The sequence below is a fragment of the Streptomyces sp. NPDC051684 genome (assembly GCF_044453445.1).
Lineage (GTDB): Bacteria > Actinomycetota > Actinomycetes > Streptomycetales > Streptomycetaceae > Streptomyces.
The window spans coordinates 61,351-81,775 of record NZ_JBITCS010000022.1 but is presented as its reverse complement, the minus strand read 5'-3'; the positions used below and the strand labels follow the sequence as shown (position 1 = coordinate 81,775).

Below are 20,425 nucleotides of genomic sequence, written 5' to 3'. Positions count from 1 at the left end.
GAAGTCTGACCGGGGCGCGTGGAAGCCCGGTCGAGAGCGCCTAGGACGACGCGGTGGTGCCGAACCAGCGGTCGATGGCGTGGGTGAGGTCGTCGGTGGTGCCGGGGGAGGTCCAGGCGATGTGGCCGTCGGGGCGGACGAGGAGGGCGTCGGGTGCGGGGTGGGGTGGGGTGTGCCAGGTGGCGGTGATGTGGTCGAGGCGGTGGGGGAGTTGGTGGGTGCCGACGGTGGTGTCGGGTGTGGTGATGAGGAGGCCGTGTCCGGTGTGCTGGAGGTCGGCGACGCGGGTGCGGGTGCCGTCGGGGAGGGTGAGTTGGTGGTGGGGTGCCAGGCGGCGGCCGAGCAGCGGGTGGTCGCCCTTGGCGACGTCGTAGCGGACGGAGAGATTGCTCAGCATGCCCGCGAGGTGCCCCGCGGTGTCCTGGTGGGCCAGCAGCTCGCCCATCACCTCGCGCACCGGGTCCATCTCCTCGCCGGTCAGGCGGAGTTCGATGGCGGCGCGCGCGTTGCGCGCCAACTGCGCGCCGATGGGGTGGCGTTCGGCGTGGTAGGTGTCGAGCAGCTCCGCGCCGCTCCGGCCGGTGACCACCGCGGCCAGCTTCCAGCCCAGGTTCATCGCGTCCTGCACGCCGACGCTCAACCCCTGCGCCATGGCCGGAGGTTGCACATGGGCGGAGTCACCGGCCAGGAACACCCGGCCGTGCCGGTACTCGGCCGCGGCCCGGGAGGCGTCCGTGAAGCAGCTGATCCACCGGCACGTGCCGTGGTGGATGGACTCGCCGGTGAGCCGCTGCCAGGCGTCGGCCAGATCGCCGTACGTGAGGGTGGCACGGTCGCGGGGCGGCGTACCGGCCTCGTGGACCACGACCCGGGTCACCCCGTTCTCCAGGTCCATCGCCATCACCATGCTGCCGCCGGGCAGGTCCTCGCCGATCCGCCGCTTGCGGGTGTCGATGCCGGTGACGTCGGCGGTCAGGAAGCCGCGCCGCCCCTCGGTGCCGGGGAAGTCGATCCCGGCCAGCCTGCGGACGGTGCTGCGGCCGCCGTCGCACCCGACGAGGTGACGGGCCGTCATGCGCTGTGGTCCGGCCGGCCCGGACACGTGCACCACGACACCGTCGGCGGTCTGCTCGATCGCCGTGACCTCGTGCCCGCGCAGTACCGGAACGCCCAGTTCACCGGCCCGCTCCGCCAGCATCCGCTCGGTGCGGAACTGGGAGACGCCCCGGTGACCCCGGTGTTCCTCCGCGAGGGTGCCCAGCGGGATCGGGACCCCGCCGAAGTGGCTGTCGGCGGGCTCCGTGGCGCCCAGCCGCTCCAGCAGCCCGCGCATGTCGAAGCACTCGGCGGTGCGCCTGGTGAAGCTCGCGCCCCGCGACTCCCGCGCCGGTGCGTCCAGGCGCTCCAGTACGACGACGTCCGCGCCGCCGAGCGCCAGTTCACCCGCCAGCATCAGGCCGACGGGGCCCGCGCCGACGACGATCACGTCCCTGGTCATGTGGGTGCTCCTCATCGGTCGAGCCCGCAGGCGGTCACGGGACCGCGGCCGGTGGATCGGGCGCCGGCGGAGGGCCGGGTGGTGCCGAACCAGCGGTCGATGGCGTGGGTGAGGTCGTCGGTGGTGCCGGGGGAGGTCCAGGCGATGTGGCCGTCGGGGCGGACGAGGAGGGCGTCGGGTGCGGGGTGGGGTGGGGTGTGCCAGGTGGCGGTGATGTGGTCGAGGCGGTGGGGGAGTTGGTGGGTGCCGACGGTGGTGTCGGGTGTGGTGATGAGGAGGCCGTGTCCGGTGTGCTGGAGGTCGGCGACGCGGGTGCGGGTGCCGTCGGGGAGGGTGAGTTGGTGGTGGGGTGCCAGGCGGCGGCCGAGCAGCGGGTGGTCGCCCTTGGCGACGTCGTAGCGGATGCCGAGCCCGCTCACGATGCCCGCCACCTGCTCGGCGGCGTCCTTGTGGGCCAGCAGCTCGCCCATCACCTCGCGCACCGGATCCAGCGCGTCGTCACCGAGGTAGATCTTCTGCGCCGCGCGTGCGTTCCTCACCAACTCCGCGCCCACCGGACCGCGTTCGACGTGGTACGTGTCCAGCAGCTGCGCGCCGCTCCGGCCGGTGACCACCGCGGCCAGCTTCCAGCCCAGGTTCGCCGCGTCCTGGAGCCCGGCGCTGAGCCCCCAGGCGGCCAGCGGCGGGATCTCGTGCGCCGCGTCGCCCGCGAGCAGCACCCGGCCGCGCCGGTAGTCGTCGGCGAGGGCCGCCGAGTTGCCGCAGGCCCACCACCACACGGGCCGGGCGCCGTCGAGGGGCTCGCCGGTCAGCCGCTGCCACGCCGCGGCCACCTCCGCGAAGGTCAGCGCCGCGTTGTCGGGGCGGGCGGGCAGCGCCGGATCGTGTACCACGATGCGGTGGCGTCCCGCGCCCACCGGGGTGCAGACGACCATGCGGCCGCCGGGCAGCCGCTCACCGATCGGCCGCGGGCGCGGGGCTGCTCCCTCGATCTCCGCGGTGTACATGCCGCGGGTCGGCTCCCAGCGGCGCACCGTGAACCCCGCCAACTCCCGTACGGCGCTGTCCGCGCCGTCGCAGCCGACCACGTACGCGGCCCGTGCCCGGGCGGCGCCGTCCGGCCCCTCGACGTGCACGAGCACCTCGTCCGGGCTTTCCTCAAGGGCGGTGACCCGGCTGCCCCGGTGCACCGGGACGCCCAGTTCGGCGAGCCAGCCGGTGAGCGCCTCCTCGGTCCTGGCCTGGGAGAGGCCCAGCACCCCGCTGTGGTCCTCGTCGAGCATGCCGAGGTCGAAGCGGACACCGCCGAAGTGCCCCATCGGTCCCCACCGGAACTCGCCGAGGCGCGGCAGCAGTCCCCGCTGGTCCAGACACTCCGCCGCCCGGCGGTTGAAGCCCAGGGCGCGGGACTCCCCGCTCGGCCGGGGCGCCGCGTCGTGGACGACGACATCGGCGCCGCCCAGGCGCAGTTCGCCGGCGAGCAGCAGGCCGACAGGACCCGCGCCCACCACTATGACGTCAGTTCTCTTCATTGTTTTGAGGCCCTCTGCGCTGCGGCAATAGTTGGCCAGGGCGAAGCTACTCAGCACAATGCCGCCGCGCAAAGAACGGCAATTCTGGAGTTCTGGTGGAGCGTTCGACCGCGGATCGGCCGAGCTTGAACGTGCCGCCGAATACTTGAAGGCGTGCCGCGCACAGCACCACCATCGGGGGCGACCTCCGGGGAATTTCTCCCGGCGGCGAATTCGCGCGGAAAGGAATCAGGTGTGACGGCCGAGAAGATCGCGCTCATCACGGGCGCCAACAAGGGCATCGGCCTCGCCGTGGCCCGCGAGCTGGGGGAGCGGGGCGTCACCGTCGTGCTCGGCGCGCGCGACGAGGTCCTGGGCAAGCAGGCCGCCGACGCGCTGAGCGCCGACGGCATCACCGTGACGCCGGTGCGCCTCGACGTCCGCGACGAGACCTCCGTCTCGGAGGCGGCCCGCTTCGTGGAGAGCGGCTACGGGCGGCTTGACATCCTGGTCAACAACGCGGGAACCGCGGGCTCGTTCACCGGAACCGCCGACCAGGCAGGCGCCGACGACCTGCGCGAGGTCTACGAGACCAACGTCTTCGGCGTCGCCACCGTCACCCGCGCCCTGCTGCCGCTGCTGCGGCGCGCCCCGGCCGGACGGATCGTGAACCTGTCCAGCCACGTGGGCTCGCTCGCCCTCAACGGCGATCCGGACTCCCCGCTCGCGGGCGTCGACATGATCGCCTACCAGTCCTCCAAGACGGCGCTCAACGCCCTCACCGTCGCCTACGCCAAGGCGCTGCGCGGCACCACCGTCAAGGTCAACGCGGCGCTGCCCGGCGTCGTCGCCACGGACATCAACCACCACCGCGGCCCGCGCACACCCGCGCAGGGCGCCGCCGTCGTCGTCCGGCTCGCCCTGCTCGACGAGGACGGCCCCTCGGGCGCGAGCGTGGCCGACGAGGGCCCCGTGCCTTGGTAGCGACGAGGACCCGGTCCCTTCGTGGCGACGGGAGCCCAGCCCTGTGGGCCAGGACCGCACCCGACCCGGAACAGAAGAGAGGCAAGACCTTGCGACAGTTCACCGTCAGCGACCTCCAGGAGATCCTGCGCCAGTGCGCGGGCGAGCCGACCCAGCCCTTCGACGAGGCGCCGGACCTCTCGTTCGAGCACCTGGGCTACGACTCCGTCGCCCTCCTGGAGGCCCACGGCCACATCGAGCGGGACTTCGGCGTCGCGCTCTGTGACGACGAGGCCGTCGACCTCACCACGCCCCGCGAACTCGTGGACCTCGTCAACTCGTTGCGAAGGGCGTCGGAGCCGACCGGGGTGGTGGCGGGCCCGGTCCTCGTCCTCGGCGGCACCGGCCGGCAGGGCGGCGCGGTGGCGCGCGAACTGCTGCGCCGTGGCCACACCGTGCACGCCCTGGTCCGCGACCCGGACAAGGAGGCGGCCCGCGCGCTCGAAGCGGCCGGCGCCGTGCTCGTCCGCGGCGACCTGGACGACGAGGCCTCGCTGGCCGAGGCGATGACCGGCGTCCACGGAGTCTTCAGCGTGCAGACCTTCCGCGGTCCGGGCGGCGTGGAGGCGGAGGAGCGGCAGGGCCGCGCGGTCGCGGACGCCGCCGTGCGCGCCGGGGTGCGGCACTTCGTCTACAGCTCCGTGGGCGGCGCGGACCGCGACACCCGGGTGCCGCACTTCGAGAGCAAGAACCGCGTCGAGGCCCATCTGCGCACGCTCGACCTGCCCACCACCGTGCTCCGGCCCGTGATGTTCCACGACATCCTGCTCGACATCGCACCGCGCCCGACGGACGGCGAACTGGTGCTCGCCATGTGGCTCGACCCGGCCACCGAGGTGCAGCTCATCGCCACCAGCGACATCGGTGTGTTCGCCGCGGACGCCTTCGAGAACCCCGGCGACTGGCTCGGCCGCGTCGTCGAGATCGCCGGCGACAGCCTCACCGGACCGCAGATGGCGGCGGCCTTCGAGGGCGCCTGCGGCATCCCGACCCGCTTTCAGCAGCTGCCCATCGAGCCGCTGCGCGCGGCCCGCCCGGACCTGGCCAACATGTTCGACTGGTTCGAGCGCGACGGCTACCGCGCCGACCTGCCCGCACTGCGCGGCACCCGGCCCGGCCTCGTGTCCCTGCAAAGCTGGCTGACCGAGAACTGGACCGCCCCGGTGCCGGCCGCGCACTGACCTCCCGTACGCGGGTGCCGGGCGCGGGACCGCGTACTCAGGCGAACCGCGGCGCCCGGTCGCGGGTCCGCTTGAGCTCGAAGAAACCGTCGGTCCCCGCCACGGCCAGCACGCCGTCCCACAGCCGGACGGCCGCCTCGCCGTGCGGGGCCGGCGACAGCACCGGGCCGAAGAACGCGACATCGCCGACCGCCACGACGGGTGTGCCCACATCGGTGCCGACGCGGCCGATGCCGTCGTGGTGCGAGGCCCGCACCGCCTCGTCGAACTCCGACGCGTGCGCGGCGGCGGCCAGGGCGGGATCGAGCCCCGCCGCGCCGAGCGCCGCGGCGTACGTGGCCCGCTCCTTCGGCGCCTGCTCCAGGTGGAACCGGGTCCCCAGCTCCGTATAGAGCCGGCCCAGGACTCCGGGCCCGTACTCGCGTACTGCGGCGGCGCACACGCGCACCGGTTCGAGCCGCACGGACAGCTCCCGGTGCCAGCGCTCCGGCAGCCCGGTGCGCCCCTCGTTCAGGACCGTCAGGCTCATCAGATGCCAACGCACCGTCAGCGGACGGTGCTCGGCGACCTCCAGGACCCAGCGCGAGGTCAGCCAGGCCCACGGACAGGTCGGGTCGAACCAGAAGTCCACGGGAGTCGGGATGTCGTGCCGCAAAGGGGGCCTCCTTGACGCACCGACCGCGCACCGACCGCGCGGCGGGGTGCGCGCGGGCCTGCGGGGCCGAACCAACCTGACAACGCACACCGGAATTCCGCTGGAGCGCCGCTCGACAATTCCTGTTCGACTGCCCGTTCTCCCCGGTTGAACGGCGATCCCCGAATTCCGCCAATTTCATTGTTGCCAGCCCGAGAAGCGCGGTCCTATCGTCTGGAATCCGCGAAAAGGGTGCTCCGAAAGGGAAAACATGTCTGTACTGCCCGAGGTCCGTGACCAGTCCGACTCGTACGCGTTGCTCAATCTCATTCAGGGCGCGGTCGTCACCCAGGCCATCGCCGTCGTCGCGAAGCTCGGTGTCGCGGACGTCCTGGCCGAAGGACCCCTGACGGCCGACGACATCGCGGCGCGCGTGGGGGCGGACCCCAGGGCGACCCACCGGATCCTGCGCGCGCTCGCGGGACACGGGGTCTTCGCGGTCCGCGAGGACGGCCGCTACGAGCAGACGCCGCTCTCCGACAAGCTGCGCGAGGACGCCCAGGACTCCATGCGCGGCTTCGCCCTGCTGATGAACCACCCCATCCTGTGGGAGGAGTGGGGGCATCTGCTCACCACCGCGGAGACCGGCGAGCCCAACCTGCCCAAGCTGCGCGGCATGGGCGCGCTGGACTTCTTCCACGCGACGCCGGAGTACGCGGCCTTCTTCTTCAAGGCCTTCGGCGACCTCTCCGCCTCGGAGACGGACCCGGTCCTGGCCGCCTACGACTTCTCCCAATTCGGCACCGTCGTCGACGTCATCGCCGGGCGCGGCGGGCTGCTCGCCGGCATCCTGCGGCAGGCCCCGGAGACCAAGGGCATCCTCTTCGACTCCGAGGTCGCCACCGTCGACTCGCCTGCCCTGTTCGAGGAGTCGGGCGTCGCGGACCGCTACACCATCGAGCACGGCGGCTACCTCGACAAGCCCCCGGCGGGCGCCGACGCGTACGTGTTCAAGCACATCCTCCACGACTTCTCCGAGGAGGACGCGCTGACCGCGCTGCGCAACGCCCGTGAGGCGATCGCCCCCGGCGGCAAGCTCCTCGTCATCGAGTACGTGCTGCCGGAGCGCAATGAGAACCACCTCGGTCACACCATCGACCTGTGGCTGATGCTCATGCTCGGCGCCCAGGACCGCACGCTCGCCGAGTACACCGAGCTGTTCGCCAAGGCCGGTTTCCAGGTCACCCGCGCCGTGCCCACCACCGCGCCCATCTCGGTCATCGAGGCCATCCCGGTCTGACCCGCCCGGGTGCGCGATTCCCGCACACCGCCGAAGACGAGCCTTTGGACAGGAACATGGACACCGACGTCATAGTGATCGGGGCAGGTCCCGCCGGGCTGACGCTCGCCGCCGAACTGCGTCTCGGCGGAGCCGAGGTCACCGTCTTCGAGCAGCGCACCGAACGCAGCTGGGAGTCGCGCGGCATCGGATTCACCGCCCGTGCCACGGAGGCCTTCCAACAGCGTGGCCTTCTCGAACGCCTGGAGAACATCGAGATCACCCGCCAGGGCCACTTCGGCGGCATCCCGATCGACTACGGGGTGCTGGAGGGCTCGCACTTCGGGGTGCGTGGCGCCCCGCAGTACAAGATCGAGGAAATGCTGGAGGGCTGGGCCCTCGAACGGGGCGTGCGGCTGCGCCGCGGCCGCGAACTGACCGCGCTCACGGACACGGGCGACAGCGTCACCGCGACCGTGAGCGGTCCGGACGGCGTCGAGGAGTGCACCGCCCGCTACCTGGTCGGCTGCGACGGCGGGCGCAGCGCGGTACGGCGGCTCGCGGGCTTCGAGTTCGCCGGCTCCGACGCCACCCGCGAGATGTACCTCGCCGACGTCAAGGGCTGCGACATCAAGCCGCGCATGATCGGCGAGCTGCTGCCGGACGGCATGGTGATGTCCGCGCCGCTGGAGGAGGGGTACACCCGCATCATCGTCTGCGAGAACGGCACCCGGCCCGACCGCGACCGTGAGCTGACGTTCCATCAGGTCGCGGACGCCTGGCAGCGGTTGACCGGCGACTCCATCCACCACGGCGAGGCGCGCTGGGTGAGCAGCTTCACCGACGCCACCCGGCAGGCCACCGCGTACCGGCGCGGCCGGGTGCTGCTGGCGGGGGACGCCGCCCACATCCATCTGCCGGCCGGCGGACAGGGGTTGAGCATCGGCGTGCAGGACGCCTTCAACCTCGGCTGGAAGCTGGCGGCCACGGTGCGCGGCACCGCCCCGGCGGGGCTGCTCGACACGTACCACGCCGAGCGGCACCCGGTCGCCGCGCGCGTCCTGCGCACCACCCTCGCCCAGGGCACGCTCAACCTCACCGGTCGCGCGGTGGCGCCGATGCGCTCCGTGATGGCGGAACTGATCGCGCTGCCGGCCGTGGCCCGGCACCTGTCCGGCCTCGTCAGCGGCCTCGACGTCCGCTACGCACCGGACGAGCCGGTCGAGGGCGCCACCCACCCGCTGCTCGGCGCCCGGCTCGCAGACCGTGAACTCAGGCGCGCCGACGGCGGAGTCGACCGGGTGGCCCGGCTGCTGCACCCGGCGCGCGGCGTGCTGATCACCGCCGACGCCACCGGTGCCACCGCCGACGCGGCCGCCCCGTGGGCCGACCGCGTCGACGTGGTCCGCGTCGAGACCTTCCCCGCCGGGCCCGAGGAGGACGCCGCCCCCGTCGAATCGGTGCTCGTCCGCCCCGACGGCTACGTCGCCTGGACCGCTCCCGACGGCGGCGGCCTCCCGGCGGCGCTGCGCCGCTGGTTCGGCGACGCCGCCCGCACCGCGTGACCCACAGGAGAAGAGACATGACTGAGAACCCCGTCACCGAGACCGAGCACACGACCACCGTCCGGGCCCCGGCCGACACGGTGTACGCCCTGGTCGCCGACGTCACCCGGTGGCCCGAGACGTTCCCGCCGACCGTGCACGCCGAGGTCGTGGAGCGCTCCGGCGACGCGGAGCTGATCCGGCTGTGGGCCACCGCGAACGGGACGGCCAAGACCTGGACGTCGCGTCGCGAACACGACTCCGCGGGCCGCAGGGTGACGTTCCGTCAGGAGCGTTCGCAGCACCCGGTCGGCGGCATGGGAGGCGCCTGGATCGTCGAGCCGCTGTCCGCGCACGAGTGCCGGGTGCGCCTGCTGCACGACTTCCACGCCGCCACCGACGACCCCGCCGACCTCGACTGGATCAAGCAGGCGGTGGACCGCAACAGCGCCTCCGAACTCGCCGCGCTCAAGACGGCGGCCGAGGCCGCCGGCGCCGACGAGCCCCTCACGTTCGAGGACACGGTCACCGTCGACGGAAGCGGCAAGGACGTCTACGACTTCCTCAACGAGGCCCAGCTGTGGCGGGAGCGTCTGCCGCACGTCGCCCGGGTGACGCTCGACGAGGACGAACCCGGCCTCCAGGTCCTGGAGATGGACACCCGCACCAAGGACGGCAGCAGCCACACGACTCGCTCCGTGCGGGTGTGCCGGGCCGCGACGTCGATCGTCTACAAGCAGACCGTGCTGCCGGCGCTGATGACACTGCACACCGGGCGCTGGCTCATCGAGGAGCTCGACGGCGGCCGGGTCTTGGTCACCTCCCGGCACACCGTGCGCATCAACACCGACAACATCGCCGCGGTGCTCGGAGCCGACGCCACCGTCGACACCGCGCGTACCTTCGTGCGCACCGCGCTGAGCGGCAACAGCCTGGCCACCCTCAACCTCGCCAAGACGCACGCCGAGGGCCTGGCCGCCGGGCGAACGCGGTCGTGAGCGGGGACCGGACGGACCATCCGGTCGTCGTCGTCGGCGCAGGACCCGTCGGACTCCTGCTCGCCTGCGAACTGCGGCGGGCCCGGGTCGAGGTCCTCGTCGTGGAGCGGCTCACCGCCCCGACGGACGAGTCCCGGGCCAGCCAACTCACCACGCGCACCGCGCGGTTGCTGCACGAGCGCGGATTCGACGCGCTGCTCGACGAGGCCGTCCACGAGCCGCGGGCCCACTTCGGCGGACTGTCCTTCCCGCTGGCCGCGCCGCCGGACGGGGACGGCGCGTACGCGGGGCACTGGAAGGTGCCCCAGTACCGCACCGAGCACCATCTCGGGCTGCGCGCCGCCGAGTTGGGCGTCCGCCTCGCACGCGGCCACGGGCTGACCGGCATCCGCCAGGAGCCGGACGCCGTCGTGTGCACGCTCGGCGGACCCGCGGGACCCACCACCGTCCGCGCGGCGTACCTGGTGGGATGCGACGGCGCCGACAGCACCGTGCGCCGCCTCGCGGCGTTCCCCACCACCGTTGCGCCCGCCACCAGAACCCTGCTGCGGGCCGACGTCGCCGGACTCACCGTCCGCGACCGCCGCTTCGAGCGCCTGCCCGGCGGCTTCGCCGTGGCCTCGACGCGCGCGGGCGTCACCCGCGTGATGGTGCACGCCTTCGGCACCGGCGTACGCGCCCGCCACCGGCGGCCCGCGTTCGACGAGGTGGTCCGCGCGTGGGCACAGGTCACCGGCGAGGACATCGCTGCGGGCGAGCCGCTGTGGCTCGACGCGTTCGACGACACCAAGGGGCAGGCGGACACCTACCGGCGCGGACGCGTCCTGCTGGCGGGCGACGCCGCCCACTGGCATCCGCCCGTCGGCGGTCAGGCACTCAACACCGGCCTCCAGGACGCCGTCGCCCTCGGGCCCGCCCTCGCCCGCACGGTGCGCGGCGAGGCGCCCGACGGCCTCCTGGACGACTACCAGCGGCAGCGGCACCCCGTCGCGGCCCGCGTCATCCGCCACGTCGCGGCCCAGGAACAGCTCATGTACGGAGGCACGGAGGCGGGCCCGCTGCGCGCGGTCCTCGCCGAACTGACCGCCCTGGACCAGGTCCGCACCCATCTGTCAGCGGTGGCGAGCAACCTCGACCGCCAGTTTGCGCACGTAAGCACGGGAGGCAGGGAAGACAGTGCAAGACTTCGACACTGACGTGATCATCGTGGGGGCAGGCCCCACCGGACTGATGCTCGCCGGCGAGCTGCGCCTGGCCGGGGTCGACGCCGTCGTCCTGGAGCGGCTCACCGAGCCGATGCGCCAGTCGCGGGCCCTCGGCTTCTCCGCCCGCACCATGGAGGAGTTCGGCCAGCGCGGACTCCTGGAACACTTCGGGGACCTGGGCGTCATACCCGTCGGCCACTTCGGCGGCATGCCGCTCGACTACACCATCGTGCCCGGCGGCAACTTCGGGGTGCGCGGCGTCCCGCAGGCCCTCACCGAGTCCATCCTGCACACCTGGGCGACCGGCCGCGGCGCCGAGATCCGGCGCGGCTGGGAACTCACCGCGCTCACCACCGACGACGAAGGCGTCGAGGTGCGGGCGAACACCCCGGACGGCGAACGCGGCCTGCGCGCCCGCTACATCGTGGGCTGCGACGGCGCCCGAAGCGCCGTGCGCACCCTGGCGGGCATCGACTTCCCCGGCTACGAGGCCACCATCGAGATGCTGATGGCCGACGTGTCCGACGTCCAGGTGCGGCTGCGGCCCACCGGGGAACTGGGCGAGGCCGGCATGGTCGTCGTGCTGCCCGTCGGCCCGAACACCACCCGCGTCGTCGTCTTCGAACGCGGCGCGGGCGTGCGCCCGACCTCGCAGCCGCCCACCTTCCAGGAGGTCGCCGACGCCTTCAAGCGGGTCACCGGGGACGACATCCACGCCGGTACGCCGCGCTGGCTCAGCTACTTCACCGACTCCAGCCGGCAGGCCGCCACGTACCGCAAGGACCGTGTCCTGCTCGCCGGGGACGCCGCCCACATCCACATGCCGATCGGCGCCCAGGGCATCAGCGCCGGGGTCGGCGACGCCGTCAACCTCGGCTGGAAGCTGGCCGCCGAACTGCACGGCACCGCCCCCGAGGGCCTGCTCGACACCTACCACGAGGAGCGGCACCCGGTCGGCGCCCGCATCCTCGCCAACACCCTCACCCAGCGCAGCCTGTACCTCGGCGGCCCCGAAATGGACCCGATGCGCTCGGTCTTCGCCGAGCTCATGGAGTACGAGGACGCGCGCAAGCTGCTCGTCGGGATGGTCACCGGCCTCGACATCACCTACGGCGACACCGACGGCGACGCTGATGGCGGCGGCCACCCGCTGCTTGGCCGCCGGCTGCCGGACTTCGGCCTCACCGACGAGACGTCCGGCGCCGGCACCGCCTACGCCCTGCTGCACGGTGGACGCGGCTTCGTCCTCGACCTCGCCGCCGACGACACCGTGCCGGCGGCGGCCGAGCCGTGGTCCGACCGGATCGACGTGGTCCGCCCGAAGACCCGCCCCGAGGACGCGCCGGAGGGGGTCGACGCCCTGCTGGTGCGCCCCGACGGCTACATCGCCTGGGCCGGCGGACCGGGCGCGGGCCCGGACGGTCTCACGGAGGCCCTCGGCCGCTGGTTCGGCGCGCCCCGAGACAACCGCCACAACTGACCAAGGAGACACCATGCCGTTCATCGACCCCGAGGCCGGGCACCTGACCGTCCTCAACCTGTTCAAGACCGACAGCCGCCCGCGCGTCGACACGCTCGTCACCGAGATGAAGAAGATCGTCGACACGGCGGCGTTCCCCGGCTGGATCTCCAGCACCGTGCACCGCGGGGAGCACACCCCTGGCACCGCCAACTTCATCCAGTGGCGCGGCATGCAGGACCTCGAAACCCGGTACAACGACACCGAGTTCAAGCACCACACGGTGCCCGTCTTCCGGGAGATCACCACCTTCGTGCGCCTCATGCAGACCGAGGTCGAGCTGAGCCACCGTCACCCCGGCCAGGGAGCGGTCACCACGGTCTCGCCCGACCGTGACGACTACACCGTCATCGAGATCCTCAACGTGGACCCCGCGGACCAGAAGGACGTCGTCAAGACGCTCGGCGGCGCCCACTCCTGGCTGGTGGACGTGCCCGGCTACCGCTCGCGGAGCGTGCTGCGCGGCATCCGCTCGCGCAACCTGGAGGGCGGCGCGGGCACCCTCGCCACCGTCGGCACCGACAACGACTTCGTCGTCGTGTACTCCCAGTGGGACAGCAAGGAGGCCTACGATGCGCACCGCACCCTCGACCGCGCCGTGTGGATGCCGGCCCGCGAGGGCTTCCAGGACGCCCTGGACGCGCTGACCCGTGACGTCGACTGGAACGGCTACCGCGCCGTGCACACCCGCTCCGCGGACCAGCCGGTCGCGGCCTGACGGACACCACGAAGGGGCCCCACCGCCGCGGCGGTGGGGCCCCTTTCGCGTACCGGTCGTGCCGTGGCTAACCGGCGATGGTGTCCCAGTGCCACTGCGAGTCGAACGACGTGACCTCCAGGTCGGTGCCCGCGGCCACGAGCGAGGCTGCCGCGCTCGTGGCCCCCGCGACGAACGCAGACGTTCGGTGCGCCGCCAGCAGGTCCTGCTCGTCGAAGGGCAGCCCCTCGCAGCGCAGCAGCCGAAGGTCCATGAAGCCGCCGAACGGCCGACCAAGGACCTGGACCGCCTGCGGGCTGCGGACCGTGAAGCGCACCCGCGCCGCGACATGGCCGTTGTGGTGCTGGTCCGAGTAGTGGCCGAGGTCGGGGATCGCGGGCGGCACGAAGTGGTCCCGCGCCAGGATCTCCGGAGTCTTCGGCAGATTGCCCACCAGGAAGTGCCACGAGTTGTACTGCATGCGCGAGGAGATCGCCCACGCGGTGTCGGCAAGGCGTCGCGCGCTGCCGTCGAACAGACGCGGCGCGTCAGCGGACGGCACCACGCAGCAGAAGAAGTGCGGTATCTCCCAGCCGGCGACCGTCGCGTAGTCCTCCGCGCGCAGCGCCGTGATCAGCGCGGGCAGCGAGCGCATGCCCCGGCTCATCGCGAAGTCGGCGTCGAAGACCTCCGTCGCCGCGCGCACCGTCTCGTGCACGAGCGACTCCAGGCCGGTCGCGAACGCGCCGTGCGGCGCCGCCAGCCAGTGCGGCGCGTCGCGCACCTGCTCGCCGAGGGCCGCCAGCGTGCCGCCCGCGACCGGCAGCCGCTCACCGAGCCGGGCGCACAACTCGCCCTCCAGGCGCCGCGCCTCGTCCTTCACCGGCCCGGCGATCCGCTCGATCTTGTGCATCAGCGGGCCGTGGATCTCGCGGTACAGCTGCCGCGCCGCGCCGACCTCCGGGCGCCGCGCCGCGAGTCGTCCGGCGAGCGTGTCGAGCGCCTCCACCGTCGGAGCCGGAGCGGCGGGCACCGCGGGCAGCTCGGGACGTGCCGCGTTGTACCCGAGGCGGGTGCGCTCCAGGAGCAGCGCCACGTGATCGGGCGTCAGACGGGTCCCGTTGGCCTCCTCGATCCGGGCGTACCCGGCCGAGCGCACCAGCAGCGTCAGACACACGACCAGGAGTACGTCGCCGTCCGACCACAGGCCGAGCGGCACGCCCGCGAGGCTGCTCAGCGCGCAGTCCGGGTGCCCGGGGCGCAGCGTCTTCCCGGTCAGGTTGTTCGGCCCGCGGAAATTCGTGTACTTGCGCTCGCCCGCGTACAGGACGAACGGCGCCGTGCGCAGCGCCGCTTCCGTCAGGTCCGTCAGCATCTGCTCGCGGCCCTCGGCGCCGGCGGCGTGCAGCCAGCTGCGGCAGTCCGCCACCGCGGCGCGCTCCCGTTCGGTGGCCGCGGCCAGTTCACGTTCGTAGGCGCTCAGGTCGGCGGCGCTCCACGGCATCCGCAGGACGCCGCCCACCAGCTCTGTCCCGGTGGCCAGCGGCGCCCGCGACGGGCCGCGCAGGACGACCCTGCCGCTCGTGTCGAGGCCGATCTCGCCGAGGAACGCGACGTCGTCGGGGCGGTGTTCACGCGGGAGGCCGGTCGGTCCGGTGGTACTGCCGTCGCGCCAGCTGCGGCCCGCGACCACCTTGAGGGTCGTCTCGGCCTCCAGGTCGAGCGCGCGCAACTGGATGTCGGCCGGGACGTGCCCGCCGAGCGTCAGCAGCACGTCCACGGCGGAGGCGAGGTCGGGCGCCTGCACGGCCTGCTGCCAGGTGTCCTTCAGCAGGGCGGGGAACCCGGCGTCCGGCTCGGCCGCGCGGTCGGGCCCGTCCGCGGCGCCCGCGGGCCTGCCGAGCCGACTGGGGCGGCGGCTCTGCCGGGCCTTCGCCATGGCCGCTCTGCGGCTGAGCGTACGGTCCCGCTCGGTGGGCAGCGTCATGCCTGGCCCCCGGAGTTGAGCGTGACGTGGTCCCACATGCGGGCGTCGGTGGGCGACCAGTCCTCGTCCACGTAGATGCAGTCGACGGGGCAGACCAGTACGCAGGTGGGGCAGCCCGAGCAGAGTTCCGGGACGATCCTGACGTTCAGTCCGTCGTCGAAGATCGCGCCGAACTCGGCCGGGCAACTGCGCAGGCAGGTGTCGCAGGTGATGCATTCCGTGGTGTCGATGCGCCGCGGAGGCTTCTTCCAGTTCTCGTCGCGGGACTGCCGGTTGATGCGCTCGGTACGGGCCGAGGCGACCACGGCGGAGCTGTCCTGGGTCTTTGGCATGCGGGTCTCACCCTCATCGGAAGTGCCGGGGCGGGTCGGTCAGAACGGTCCGAAGTACTCGCGGTGCTCCCACGCCGTGACGGAGCGCGCGATGTCCTCGGCGCTCTCAGTCCCCGCGGCGCACCACGCCTCGAAGCGGGTGGCCTCGCTCTCCTTGAGCAGGGCCAGGCAGTTCTTGAGCGGGCTGCCGAGCAGCCGCTCCGCGCTGTCGCTCGCGCGGAAGGCGTCGAGGGCCTCGCGCAGCGAGGCCGGCAGCGCCGGGTGGGGGGAGCCCGCGGGCGCGCCCGCCGACTGCATGCCTTCGAGCCCGGCGTGCAGTTGGGAGGCGATCGCGAAGTAGGGGTTGGCGCAGGGCTCCCCGATGCGGTTCTCGACGTGGGTGGAGCTGCCGCCGCTCAGGACCCGCACCAGGGCGCTGCGGTCCTCGAACCGCCAGTCGACCGACGTCGGGGCGAGCGGGAAGTCTGGGGACAGCCGCCGGTAGCCGTTCACCGTCGGCACCGACAGCAGGCTGAACTCGCGGGCGCGGGCGAGCAGTCCGCCGATGTAGGCCTCGCCGGCGGGGGAGATGCCGTCCAGCACAGGGCCGTCGTCGGCGAAGACGTTGGCCCCGTTCTTGGCGCTGGTCACCGACTGGTGCAGATGCCAGCCGCTGGGGTCGAAGCCGGGCAGCCGCGGCAGGGTCATGAACGAGGCGTGGTGGCCCAGGCGCCGGCACTCCTGCTTGAGCCGGGTGCGCAGCAGCAGCATCGCGTCGGCGGCGTCCAGGGCGAGCATCGGGTCGAAGGTCGTCTCCAGCTGCCCGGGGCCCGACTCGTGCTCGAACGACCGCAATGGCAGCCCGAGTTGCATCAGCATCGCGGCCAGCGGGTCCGCGACATGGGCCACCGAGTCGTAGTGGCTGTCGAGATTGAACTGGTAGCCGGGGTTGACGGCCCGCACCGACGGGGCGGCGCCCTGTTGGCCGAAGCCGTTGCCCTCGTTGCCCACCGGGCCCTCGGTCAGCCGCGTGAGGTACCACTCGACCTCCAGGCCGATCACGGGTGAGAGGTCGTGGCGCGCGTACTGCTCGCACACCCGGCGCAGCACCGCGCGCGCCGACAGCGGGTGCGGGCGCCCGTCGCGCAGGTACTCGTCGCCCAGCACCCAGGCGGTGCGCGGCTCGGAGCGGGGCAGCACCTGGAAGGTGCGCGGATCGGGGACGAGCACGAAGTCGCCCGCCCCGCGCAGCTCGCCGACACCGAGACCGGCGTCCGCGAGGAAGTCGACGGCGACCGCGTGCCCGGTGTCGAAGAGGAAGGGGCCCGCGCTGAAGTCCATGCCGTTGCGCAGCACCGAGCGGAACACGCGGGCGGGCACCGTCTTGGACCGTGCGAGCCCGTGCGGGTCGCAGAACACGACGCGCACGAGGTCGACCTCGTCGAGTTGGCGCTCGACGTGCTCGGCCGCCTCGACGCGGCGGTCGTCCCACAGGCCGAACTCGGCGACGAAGGAGGGGCGGCCGACGCCGCTGTCGCCGCCGGGCAGGGACCACGTTCTGGACAGCATGGTCAGCTTCCTTTCGCTGTGGGCGCGGGAGGCGCCGGCATCGGGCCGAGGGCCGATTCGAGGCGTTCGGCGGTGGCGAGCACCCGCAGGTCCTCACCGGTGCGGCCGACCAACTGGAGCCCGACCGGCAGACCTTGAGGGGTGCGGCCGACCGGCAGGGAGAGCGCGGGCTGGCCGGTGAGGTTGAAGGGATAGGTGGCCGGGGACCACGCGAGCCAGCGCAGGCCCTCGGGGTCCGCGGCCCAGTCGGGGGCGATCGCGTCGGCGGCGAAGGGCTCGACGGGCACGGTGGCCATGGCCAGCAGGTCGTACGAGCGCATCAGCTCCCCGAGCCGGGTGCGCAGGGCGAGCCGGGTCTGTTCGGCGCGCGCCACGGCGGCCGCGCTCAGCGCCCGCCCGTACCGTACGAGCGCCAACCGGCCCTCGTCGCACCACGGTTCGTCCTCGATCGCGGTGCCGTGCGCCTCGGCCGCGGCCAGGACGTCCACCAGCGCCTCGTAGGGGTCGGTGAAGGGGGACTCGATGCGGTCGACGTGCTGTCCGAGGTCCGCGAGGACCGCCAGGGCCTCTTCGGTGACGCCGCGCACGGGGGCGCTCGTACCGGCGAACTCGATCCAGCCGATGCGCGGCGGCGCTCCGTAGGAGGGAGTGTCGGCCGGGACGGGCACGGACTGCGGGTCCCGCGGGTCGGGCCCCGCCATGACCCGGAACAGCGCGCGGGCGTCGGCCACGCACCGGGTCAACGGGCCCACGTGCGAGAGGCGTTCGGGGCACGGCGGTACGTAGGGGATCTGCCCGAAGGACGGCTTGAGGCCCACCACGCCGCAGAACGCCGCCGGGATGCGGACCGAGCCCGCGCCGTCGGTGCCCAGCGACGCCGTGCCGAGCCCCGCCGCCACGGCCGCGGCCGAACCGCCGCTGGAGCCGCCCGCGCTGTGCTCCGCGGACCACGGATTGCGGGTGGCGGCGCCGGTTCGGCCGACGGTGCTCGCGCTCCAGCCGTATTCGGACGTGGCCGTCTTGCCGATGACCACCGCCCCCGCCGCCCGCAGCCGGGCCACCGACGGCGCGTCCACCGCGGCCCGCCGGTTGGGGAGCAGGGAGCCGCGCCGCGTGGGCAGTTGCTCGGTCTGGATCAGGTCCTTCACCGACACGGTGACGCCCAGCAGCGGACGCCCGGCGAACGCGGCCTCGCCACGGGCGGCGAGCAGCCGGTCCGCGGCGCGCGCCTCGTCCAGCGCCGTGCCGTGCGCGACCTCGACGAAGGCGCGAAGGCGCGGGTTCGCGGCCCGGACGGCGTCGAGCACGCCGGCGACATGCTCCGTGACCGTGGAATCACCGTCGAGAAAAGCCTGCCGCGTCTCATGAATGGTTCCGCAGACCCGCGGTCTGCTCCTGGTCTTGGTGGACTCTGACACCGGACCACTACAAGCCATTGCTTCAATTCCGCGCAACTTACGGAATGTTGATGTTTCATCTGCGCGTATTCCGCGGTTGAACGGCGCTATTGAACGGCCGGCTGTTGCCAAGGATCAGTGACCTGAGCAGGATTTCCCGGGTATTTCATACTCGCTTGCCGCACAGGAGGAAATCGATGACCCCGCGGATGGACAACCCTTCCTTGGTCGTTCCCGGTGCCCTGCAACCCCTGCTCGATCTGACCAAGGTCATCGGCACGGTCGGCGTGCCGCGGGCCACGCTCGACCTCGTGCGGCTGCGGGTCAGCGAGATCAACGGCCGCGCCTACGACCTACCGGACGACCCGGGGGCCGCGGGCGCCGACGGTCGGCTGCCGCAGGTGGCCACCTGGCGCACCGAGACCTGCTTCGACGACGCCGAGCGCGCCGCCCTCGAAATGGCTGAGGCCATCACGCTCATGACGGACCCTCAGGACATGGCGACCGACGAGATCTGGGAGCACTCGGCCCGCTTCTACACCGACGAGCAGCTGGGCGCCCTGGTCATGCACATCGGCCTGGTCAACTTCTGGAACCGGGTGAACGTCGCCACCCGCCAAGAAGCCGCGGCCTGGCGCTGAGAAGGAGACGACACCGTGCTCGAAATCTTCAACGCGGGACTGGGCAGAACCGGCACCACCTCGCTCAAGGCCGCCCTCGACGTCCTCGGCCTCGGCCCCTCCTTCCACATGTTCGACATCGTCAGCGACGAGCGCCGGCTGCGGCAGTGGGAGAGCGTCGTCTGTGACGGCGAACGCCCCGACTGGGACGTCCTCTTCGAGGGCTCCCGCGCCGCCGTGGACGGACCCTGCGCCGTGTACTACGAGCAGCTCGCCGCGGCCTGCCCCGACGCCAAGGTGATCCTCACGGTGCGCGACGCGGAGAGCTGGTGGCGCAGCACCTACGACACCCTCTACCAGTTCGTGCTGCGCAGCGCCGAGCACCCGCCGGCGCCCGGCTCCCACCAGGCCAGGCTGCTCCGCGTCACCAGCACCATGGTCTGGGACGGCCTGTTCGGCGGCCGGTTCACCGACCAGGAGCACGCGATGGAGGTCTACCGCCGGCACAACGAGGACGTGGTCCGGGCCCTCGGCGCCGACCGGGTCCTCGTGTACGACGTCCGCCAGGGCTGGGAGCCGCTGTGCGCGTTCCTCGGCGCCGACGTGCCCGACGTGGAGTTCCCGCGCGCCAACGACAGCTCGGCGATGCGGCAGCGGATCGCGAGCGCCGCCTCGGCGGGACCGGCCACGGACACGGCTCCGGCCCCGGCCAGAGGAGCTTGAGGTGCGGATCTCGGAAATGTCGGTGCCCGGCGCCTATCGGGTGGAGCCCGAGCCGCTGAGCGACCGCCGCGGCCTTTTCTTCGAATCGGTGCGGGCGGCGGAGATCTCGGCCGCGAGCGGCTGGGACTTCCAGGTCCGGCAGGTGAATTACTCGGTGTCGAAACGGAATACGCTGCGCGGTATTCACGGCACGAAACTCCCGCCCGGACAGGCCAAGTTCGTGACATGCGTACGGGGCGCCGCCCTGGACATTGCCGTCGATCTCCGCGTGGGCTCGCCGACGTTCGGCCACTACGACGTCACGCACCAGAGCCCGGAGTCGGGAGTGGCCGTGTATCTGCCGGACGGGATCGGGCACGCGTTCCTCGCCCTCACCGACGACACGTGCATGAGCTATCTGTGCGGGGAGGAGTACGTGCCCGGCACCATGATCGACGTCGACGCGCTCGACCCGGGGCTCGCGCTGCCGTGGGACCTGAAGGAGCCGCCGATCCGCTCGGACAAGGACGCCGCCGCGCCCACCCTGGCGCAGGCGGCGGCCGCGGGGCTGCTTCCGACGTACGAGCAGTGCAGGCCGCGCTCCGCGGCCGGGGCGCGGCCGGGCTGAGCCGGGGCACGGGGCGGTTCACGGGGTACGGCGGCGGGGGGGGGGCCCGGGGGGGTGGGGCCCCCCCCCCCGCCCCGCCCCCCCGGGGGGGGGCCACCCCCCGGGGGCGGGGCCGACATAGT

The 20,425-nt window shown here is 72.9% G+C and carries 18 protein-coding genes; 11 read left to right on the top strand and 7 right to left on the bottom strand.

Annotated features, from left to right (window positions below; genetic code table 11):
• Positions 1-40: 40 nt before the first annotated feature.
• The gene (locus ACIA8D_RS25640; protein WP_399235810.1) at positions 41-1,498 is read right to left on the bottom strand and encodes an FAD-dependent monooxygenase; all 1,458 of its coding nucleotides are present in this window, start codon (positions 1,496-1,498) and stop codon (positions 41-43) included.
• An 11-nt stretch (positions 1,499-1,509) separates the two neighbouring features.
• Positions 1,510-3,030, bottom strand: coding sequence for an FAD-dependent monooxygenase (locus tag ACIA8D_RS25635; protein WP_399235808.1), 1,521 nt, complete (start codon positions 3,028-3,030; stop codon positions 1,510-1,512).
• A 234-nt stretch (positions 3,031-3,264) separates the two neighbouring features.
• On the opposite strand from ACIA8D_RS25635, the gene ACIA8D_RS25630 reads away from it, so the two are divergent.
• Together ACIA8D_RS25630 and ACIA8D_RS25625 are read left to right on the top strand one after the other, a co-directional pair.
• Entirely contained in the window at positions 3,265-3,993 is a 729-nt protein-coding gene (locus ACIA8D_RS25630; RefSeq protein WP_399235806.1) for an SDR family oxidoreductase, read from the top strand.
• An 89-nt stretch (positions 3,994-4,082) separates the two neighbouring features.
• Positions 4,083-5,213: an NmrA family NAD(P)-binding protein gene (locus ACIA8D_RS25625; RefSeq protein WP_399235805.1), complete on the top strand. Its 1,131-nt coding sequence runs from the start codon at positions 4,083-4,085 to the stop codon at positions 5,211-5,213.
• A gap of 37 nt (positions 5,214-5,250) precedes the next feature.
• On the opposite strand, the gene ACIA8D_RS25620 is transcribed toward ACIA8D_RS25625, so the two are convergent.
• Positions 5,251-5,868, bottom strand: coding sequence for a DsbA family protein (locus ACIA8D_RS25620; protein ID WP_399235803.1), 618 nt, complete (start codon positions 5,866-5,868; stop codon positions 5,251-5,253).
• Positions 5,869-6,118: 250 nt separating this feature from the next.
• Here ACIA8D_RS25620 and ACIA8D_RS25615 point away from each other — a divergent pair, with 250 nt between their 5' ends.
• From ACIA8D_RS25615 to ACIA8D_RS25590, 6 genes are read left to right on the top strand one after another with little or no spacing between them, the layout of a single operon-like run.
• A complete protein-coding gene (locus ACIA8D_RS25615) occupies positions 6,119-7,147 on the top strand; it encodes a methyltransferase (RefSeq protein WP_399235802.1) in 1,029 nt (342 codons plus the stop codon).
• A 56-nt stretch (positions 7,148-7,203) separates the two neighbouring features.
• Entirely contained in the window at positions 7,204-8,691 is a 1,488-nt protein-coding gene (locus ACIA8D_RS25610) for an FAD-dependent monooxygenase (protein ID WP_399235800.1), read from the top strand.
• 17 nt (positions 8,692-8,708) lie between these two features.
• Positions 8,709-9,668: an aromatase/cyclase gene (locus ACIA8D_RS25605; RefSeq protein ID WP_399235797.1), complete on the top strand. Its 960-nt coding sequence runs from the start codon at positions 8,709-8,711 to the stop codon at positions 9,666-9,668.
• Positions 9,665-10,864, top strand: coding sequence for an FAD-dependent monooxygenase (locus ACIA8D_RS25600; protein ID WP_399235796.1), 1,200 nt, complete (start codon positions 9,665-9,667; stop codon positions 10,862-10,864). The genes ACIA8D_RS25605 and ACIA8D_RS25600 overlap by 4 nt, the downstream gene beginning before the upstream one ends.
• A gap of 34 nt (positions 10,865-10,898) precedes the next feature.
• Positions 10,899-12,353 (top strand): FAD-dependent monooxygenase, encoded by a 1,455-nt coding sequence (locus ACIA8D_RS25595; protein ID WP_399235828.1) that lies wholly within the window; start codon positions 10,899-10,901, stop codon positions 12,351-12,353.
• Positions 12,354-12,366: 13 nt separating this feature from the next.
• Positions 12,367-13,110, top strand: coding sequence for an antibiotic biosynthesis monooxygenase family protein (locus ACIA8D_RS25590; protein ID WP_399235795.1), 744 nt, complete (start codon positions 12,367-12,369; stop codon positions 13,108-13,110).
• Positions 13,111-13,177: 67 nt separating this feature from the next.
• Here ACIA8D_RS25590 and ACIA8D_RS25585 read toward each other — a convergent pair whose 3' ends face one another.
• The 4 genes from ACIA8D_RS25585 to ACIA8D_RS25570 are packed head-to-tail and all read right to left on the bottom strand — an operon-like array spanning position 13,178 to position 18,263.
• Positions 13,178-15,076: a hypothetical protein gene (locus ACIA8D_RS25585; RefSeq protein ID WP_399235793.1), complete on the bottom strand. Its 1,899-nt coding sequence runs from the start codon at positions 15,074-15,076 to the stop codon at positions 13,178-13,180.
• Positions 15,073-15,408: a 4Fe-4S dicluster-binding protein gene (locus ACIA8D_RS25580; RefSeq protein WP_399235792.1), complete on the bottom strand. Its 336-nt coding sequence runs from the start codon at positions 15,406-15,408 to the stop codon at positions 15,073-15,075. Before ACIA8D_RS25580 ends, ACIA8D_RS25585 begins: the two co-directional genes overlap by 4 nt.
• Positions 15,409-15,447: 39 nt before the next feature.
• On the bottom strand, positions 15,448-16,956 hold the full coding sequence (locus ACIA8D_RS25575) for a glutamine synthetase family protein (protein ID WP_399235790.1): 1,509 nt from the start codon (positions 16,954-16,956) through the stop codon (positions 15,448-15,450).
• Between the two features lie 2 nt (positions 16,957-16,958).
• Positions 16,959-18,263: an amidase gene (locus ACIA8D_RS25570; protein WP_399235788.1), complete on the bottom strand. Its 1,305-nt coding sequence runs from the start codon at positions 18,261-18,263 to the stop codon at positions 16,959-16,961.
• Between the two features lie 287 nt (positions 18,264-18,550).
• Here ACIA8D_RS25570 and ACIA8D_RS25565 point away from each other — a divergent pair, with 287 nt between their 5' ends.
• Genes ACIA8D_RS25565 through ACIA8D_RS25555 form a run of 3 tightly spaced genes read left to right on the top strand, consistent with a single transcriptional unit; the run spans position 18,551 to position 20,303 of the window.
• Positions 18,551-18,994: a carboxymuconolactone decarboxylase family protein gene (locus ACIA8D_RS25565; protein WP_399235786.1), complete on the top strand. Its 444-nt coding sequence runs from the start codon at positions 18,551-18,553 to the stop codon at positions 18,992-18,994.
• A 15-nt stretch (positions 18,995-19,009) separates the two neighbouring features.
• Entirely contained in the window at positions 19,010-19,696 is a 687-nt protein-coding gene (locus tag ACIA8D_RS25560; protein ID WP_399235785.1) for a sulfotransferase family protein, read from the top strand.
• A gap of 16 nt (positions 19,697-19,712) precedes the next feature.
• A complete protein-coding gene (locus tag ACIA8D_RS25555) occupies positions 19,713-20,303 on the top strand; it encodes a dTDP-4-dehydrorhamnose 3,5-epimerase family protein (RefSeq protein ID WP_399235826.1) in 591 nt (196 codons plus the stop codon).
• The last annotated feature ends 122 nt before the right edge of the window (positions 20,304-20,425 follow it).

Coding starts and splice junctions, on each gene's coding strand:
- ACIA8D_RS25640 (WP_399235810.1), bottom strand. CDS start 1,498: ATGACCAGGGACGTGATCGTCGTCGGCGCGGGCCCCGTCGGCCTGATG.
- ACIA8D_RS25635 (WP_399235808.1), bottom strand. CDS start 3,030: ATGAAGAGAACTGACGTCATAGTGGTGGGCGCGGGTCCTGTCGGCCTG.
- ACIA8D_RS25615 (WP_399235802.1), top strand. CDS start 6,119: ATGTCTGTACTGCCCGAGGTCCGTGACCAGTCCGACTCGTACGCGTTG.
- ACIA8D_RS25610 (WP_399235800.1), top strand. CDS start 7,204: ATGGACACCGACGTCATAGTGATCGGGGCAGGTCCCGCCGGGCTGACG.
- ACIA8D_RS25605 (WP_399235797.1), top strand. CDS start 8,709: ATGACTGAGAACCCCGTCACCGAGACCGAGCACACGACCACCGTCCGG.
- ACIA8D_RS25595 (WP_399235828.1), top strand. CDS start 10,899: ATGCTCGCCGGCGAGCTGCGCCTGGCCGGGGTCGACGCCGTCGTCCTG.
- ACIA8D_RS25590 (WP_399235795.1), top strand. CDS start 12,367: ATGCCGTTCATCGACCCCGAGGCCGGGCACCTGACCGTCCTCAACCTG.
- ACIA8D_RS25585 (WP_399235793.1), bottom strand. CDS start 15,076: ATGACGCTGCCCACCGAGCGGGACCGTACGCTCAGCCGCAGAGCGGCC.
- ACIA8D_RS25580 (WP_399235792.1), bottom strand. CDS start 15,408: ATGCCAAAGACCCAGGACAGCTCCGCCGTGGTCGCCTCGGCCCGTACC.
- ACIA8D_RS25575 (WP_399235790.1), bottom strand. CDS start 16,956: ATGCTGTCCAGAACGTGGTCCCTGCCCGGCGGCGACAGCGGCGTCGGC.
- ACIA8D_RS25565 (WP_399235786.1), top strand. CDS start 18,551: ATGACCCCGCGGATGGACAACCCTTCCTTGGTCGTTCCCGGTGCCCTG.
- ACIA8D_RS25555 (WP_399235826.1), top strand. CDS start 19,713: ATGTCGGTGCCCGGCGCCTATCGGGTGGAGCCCGAGCCGCTGAGCGAC.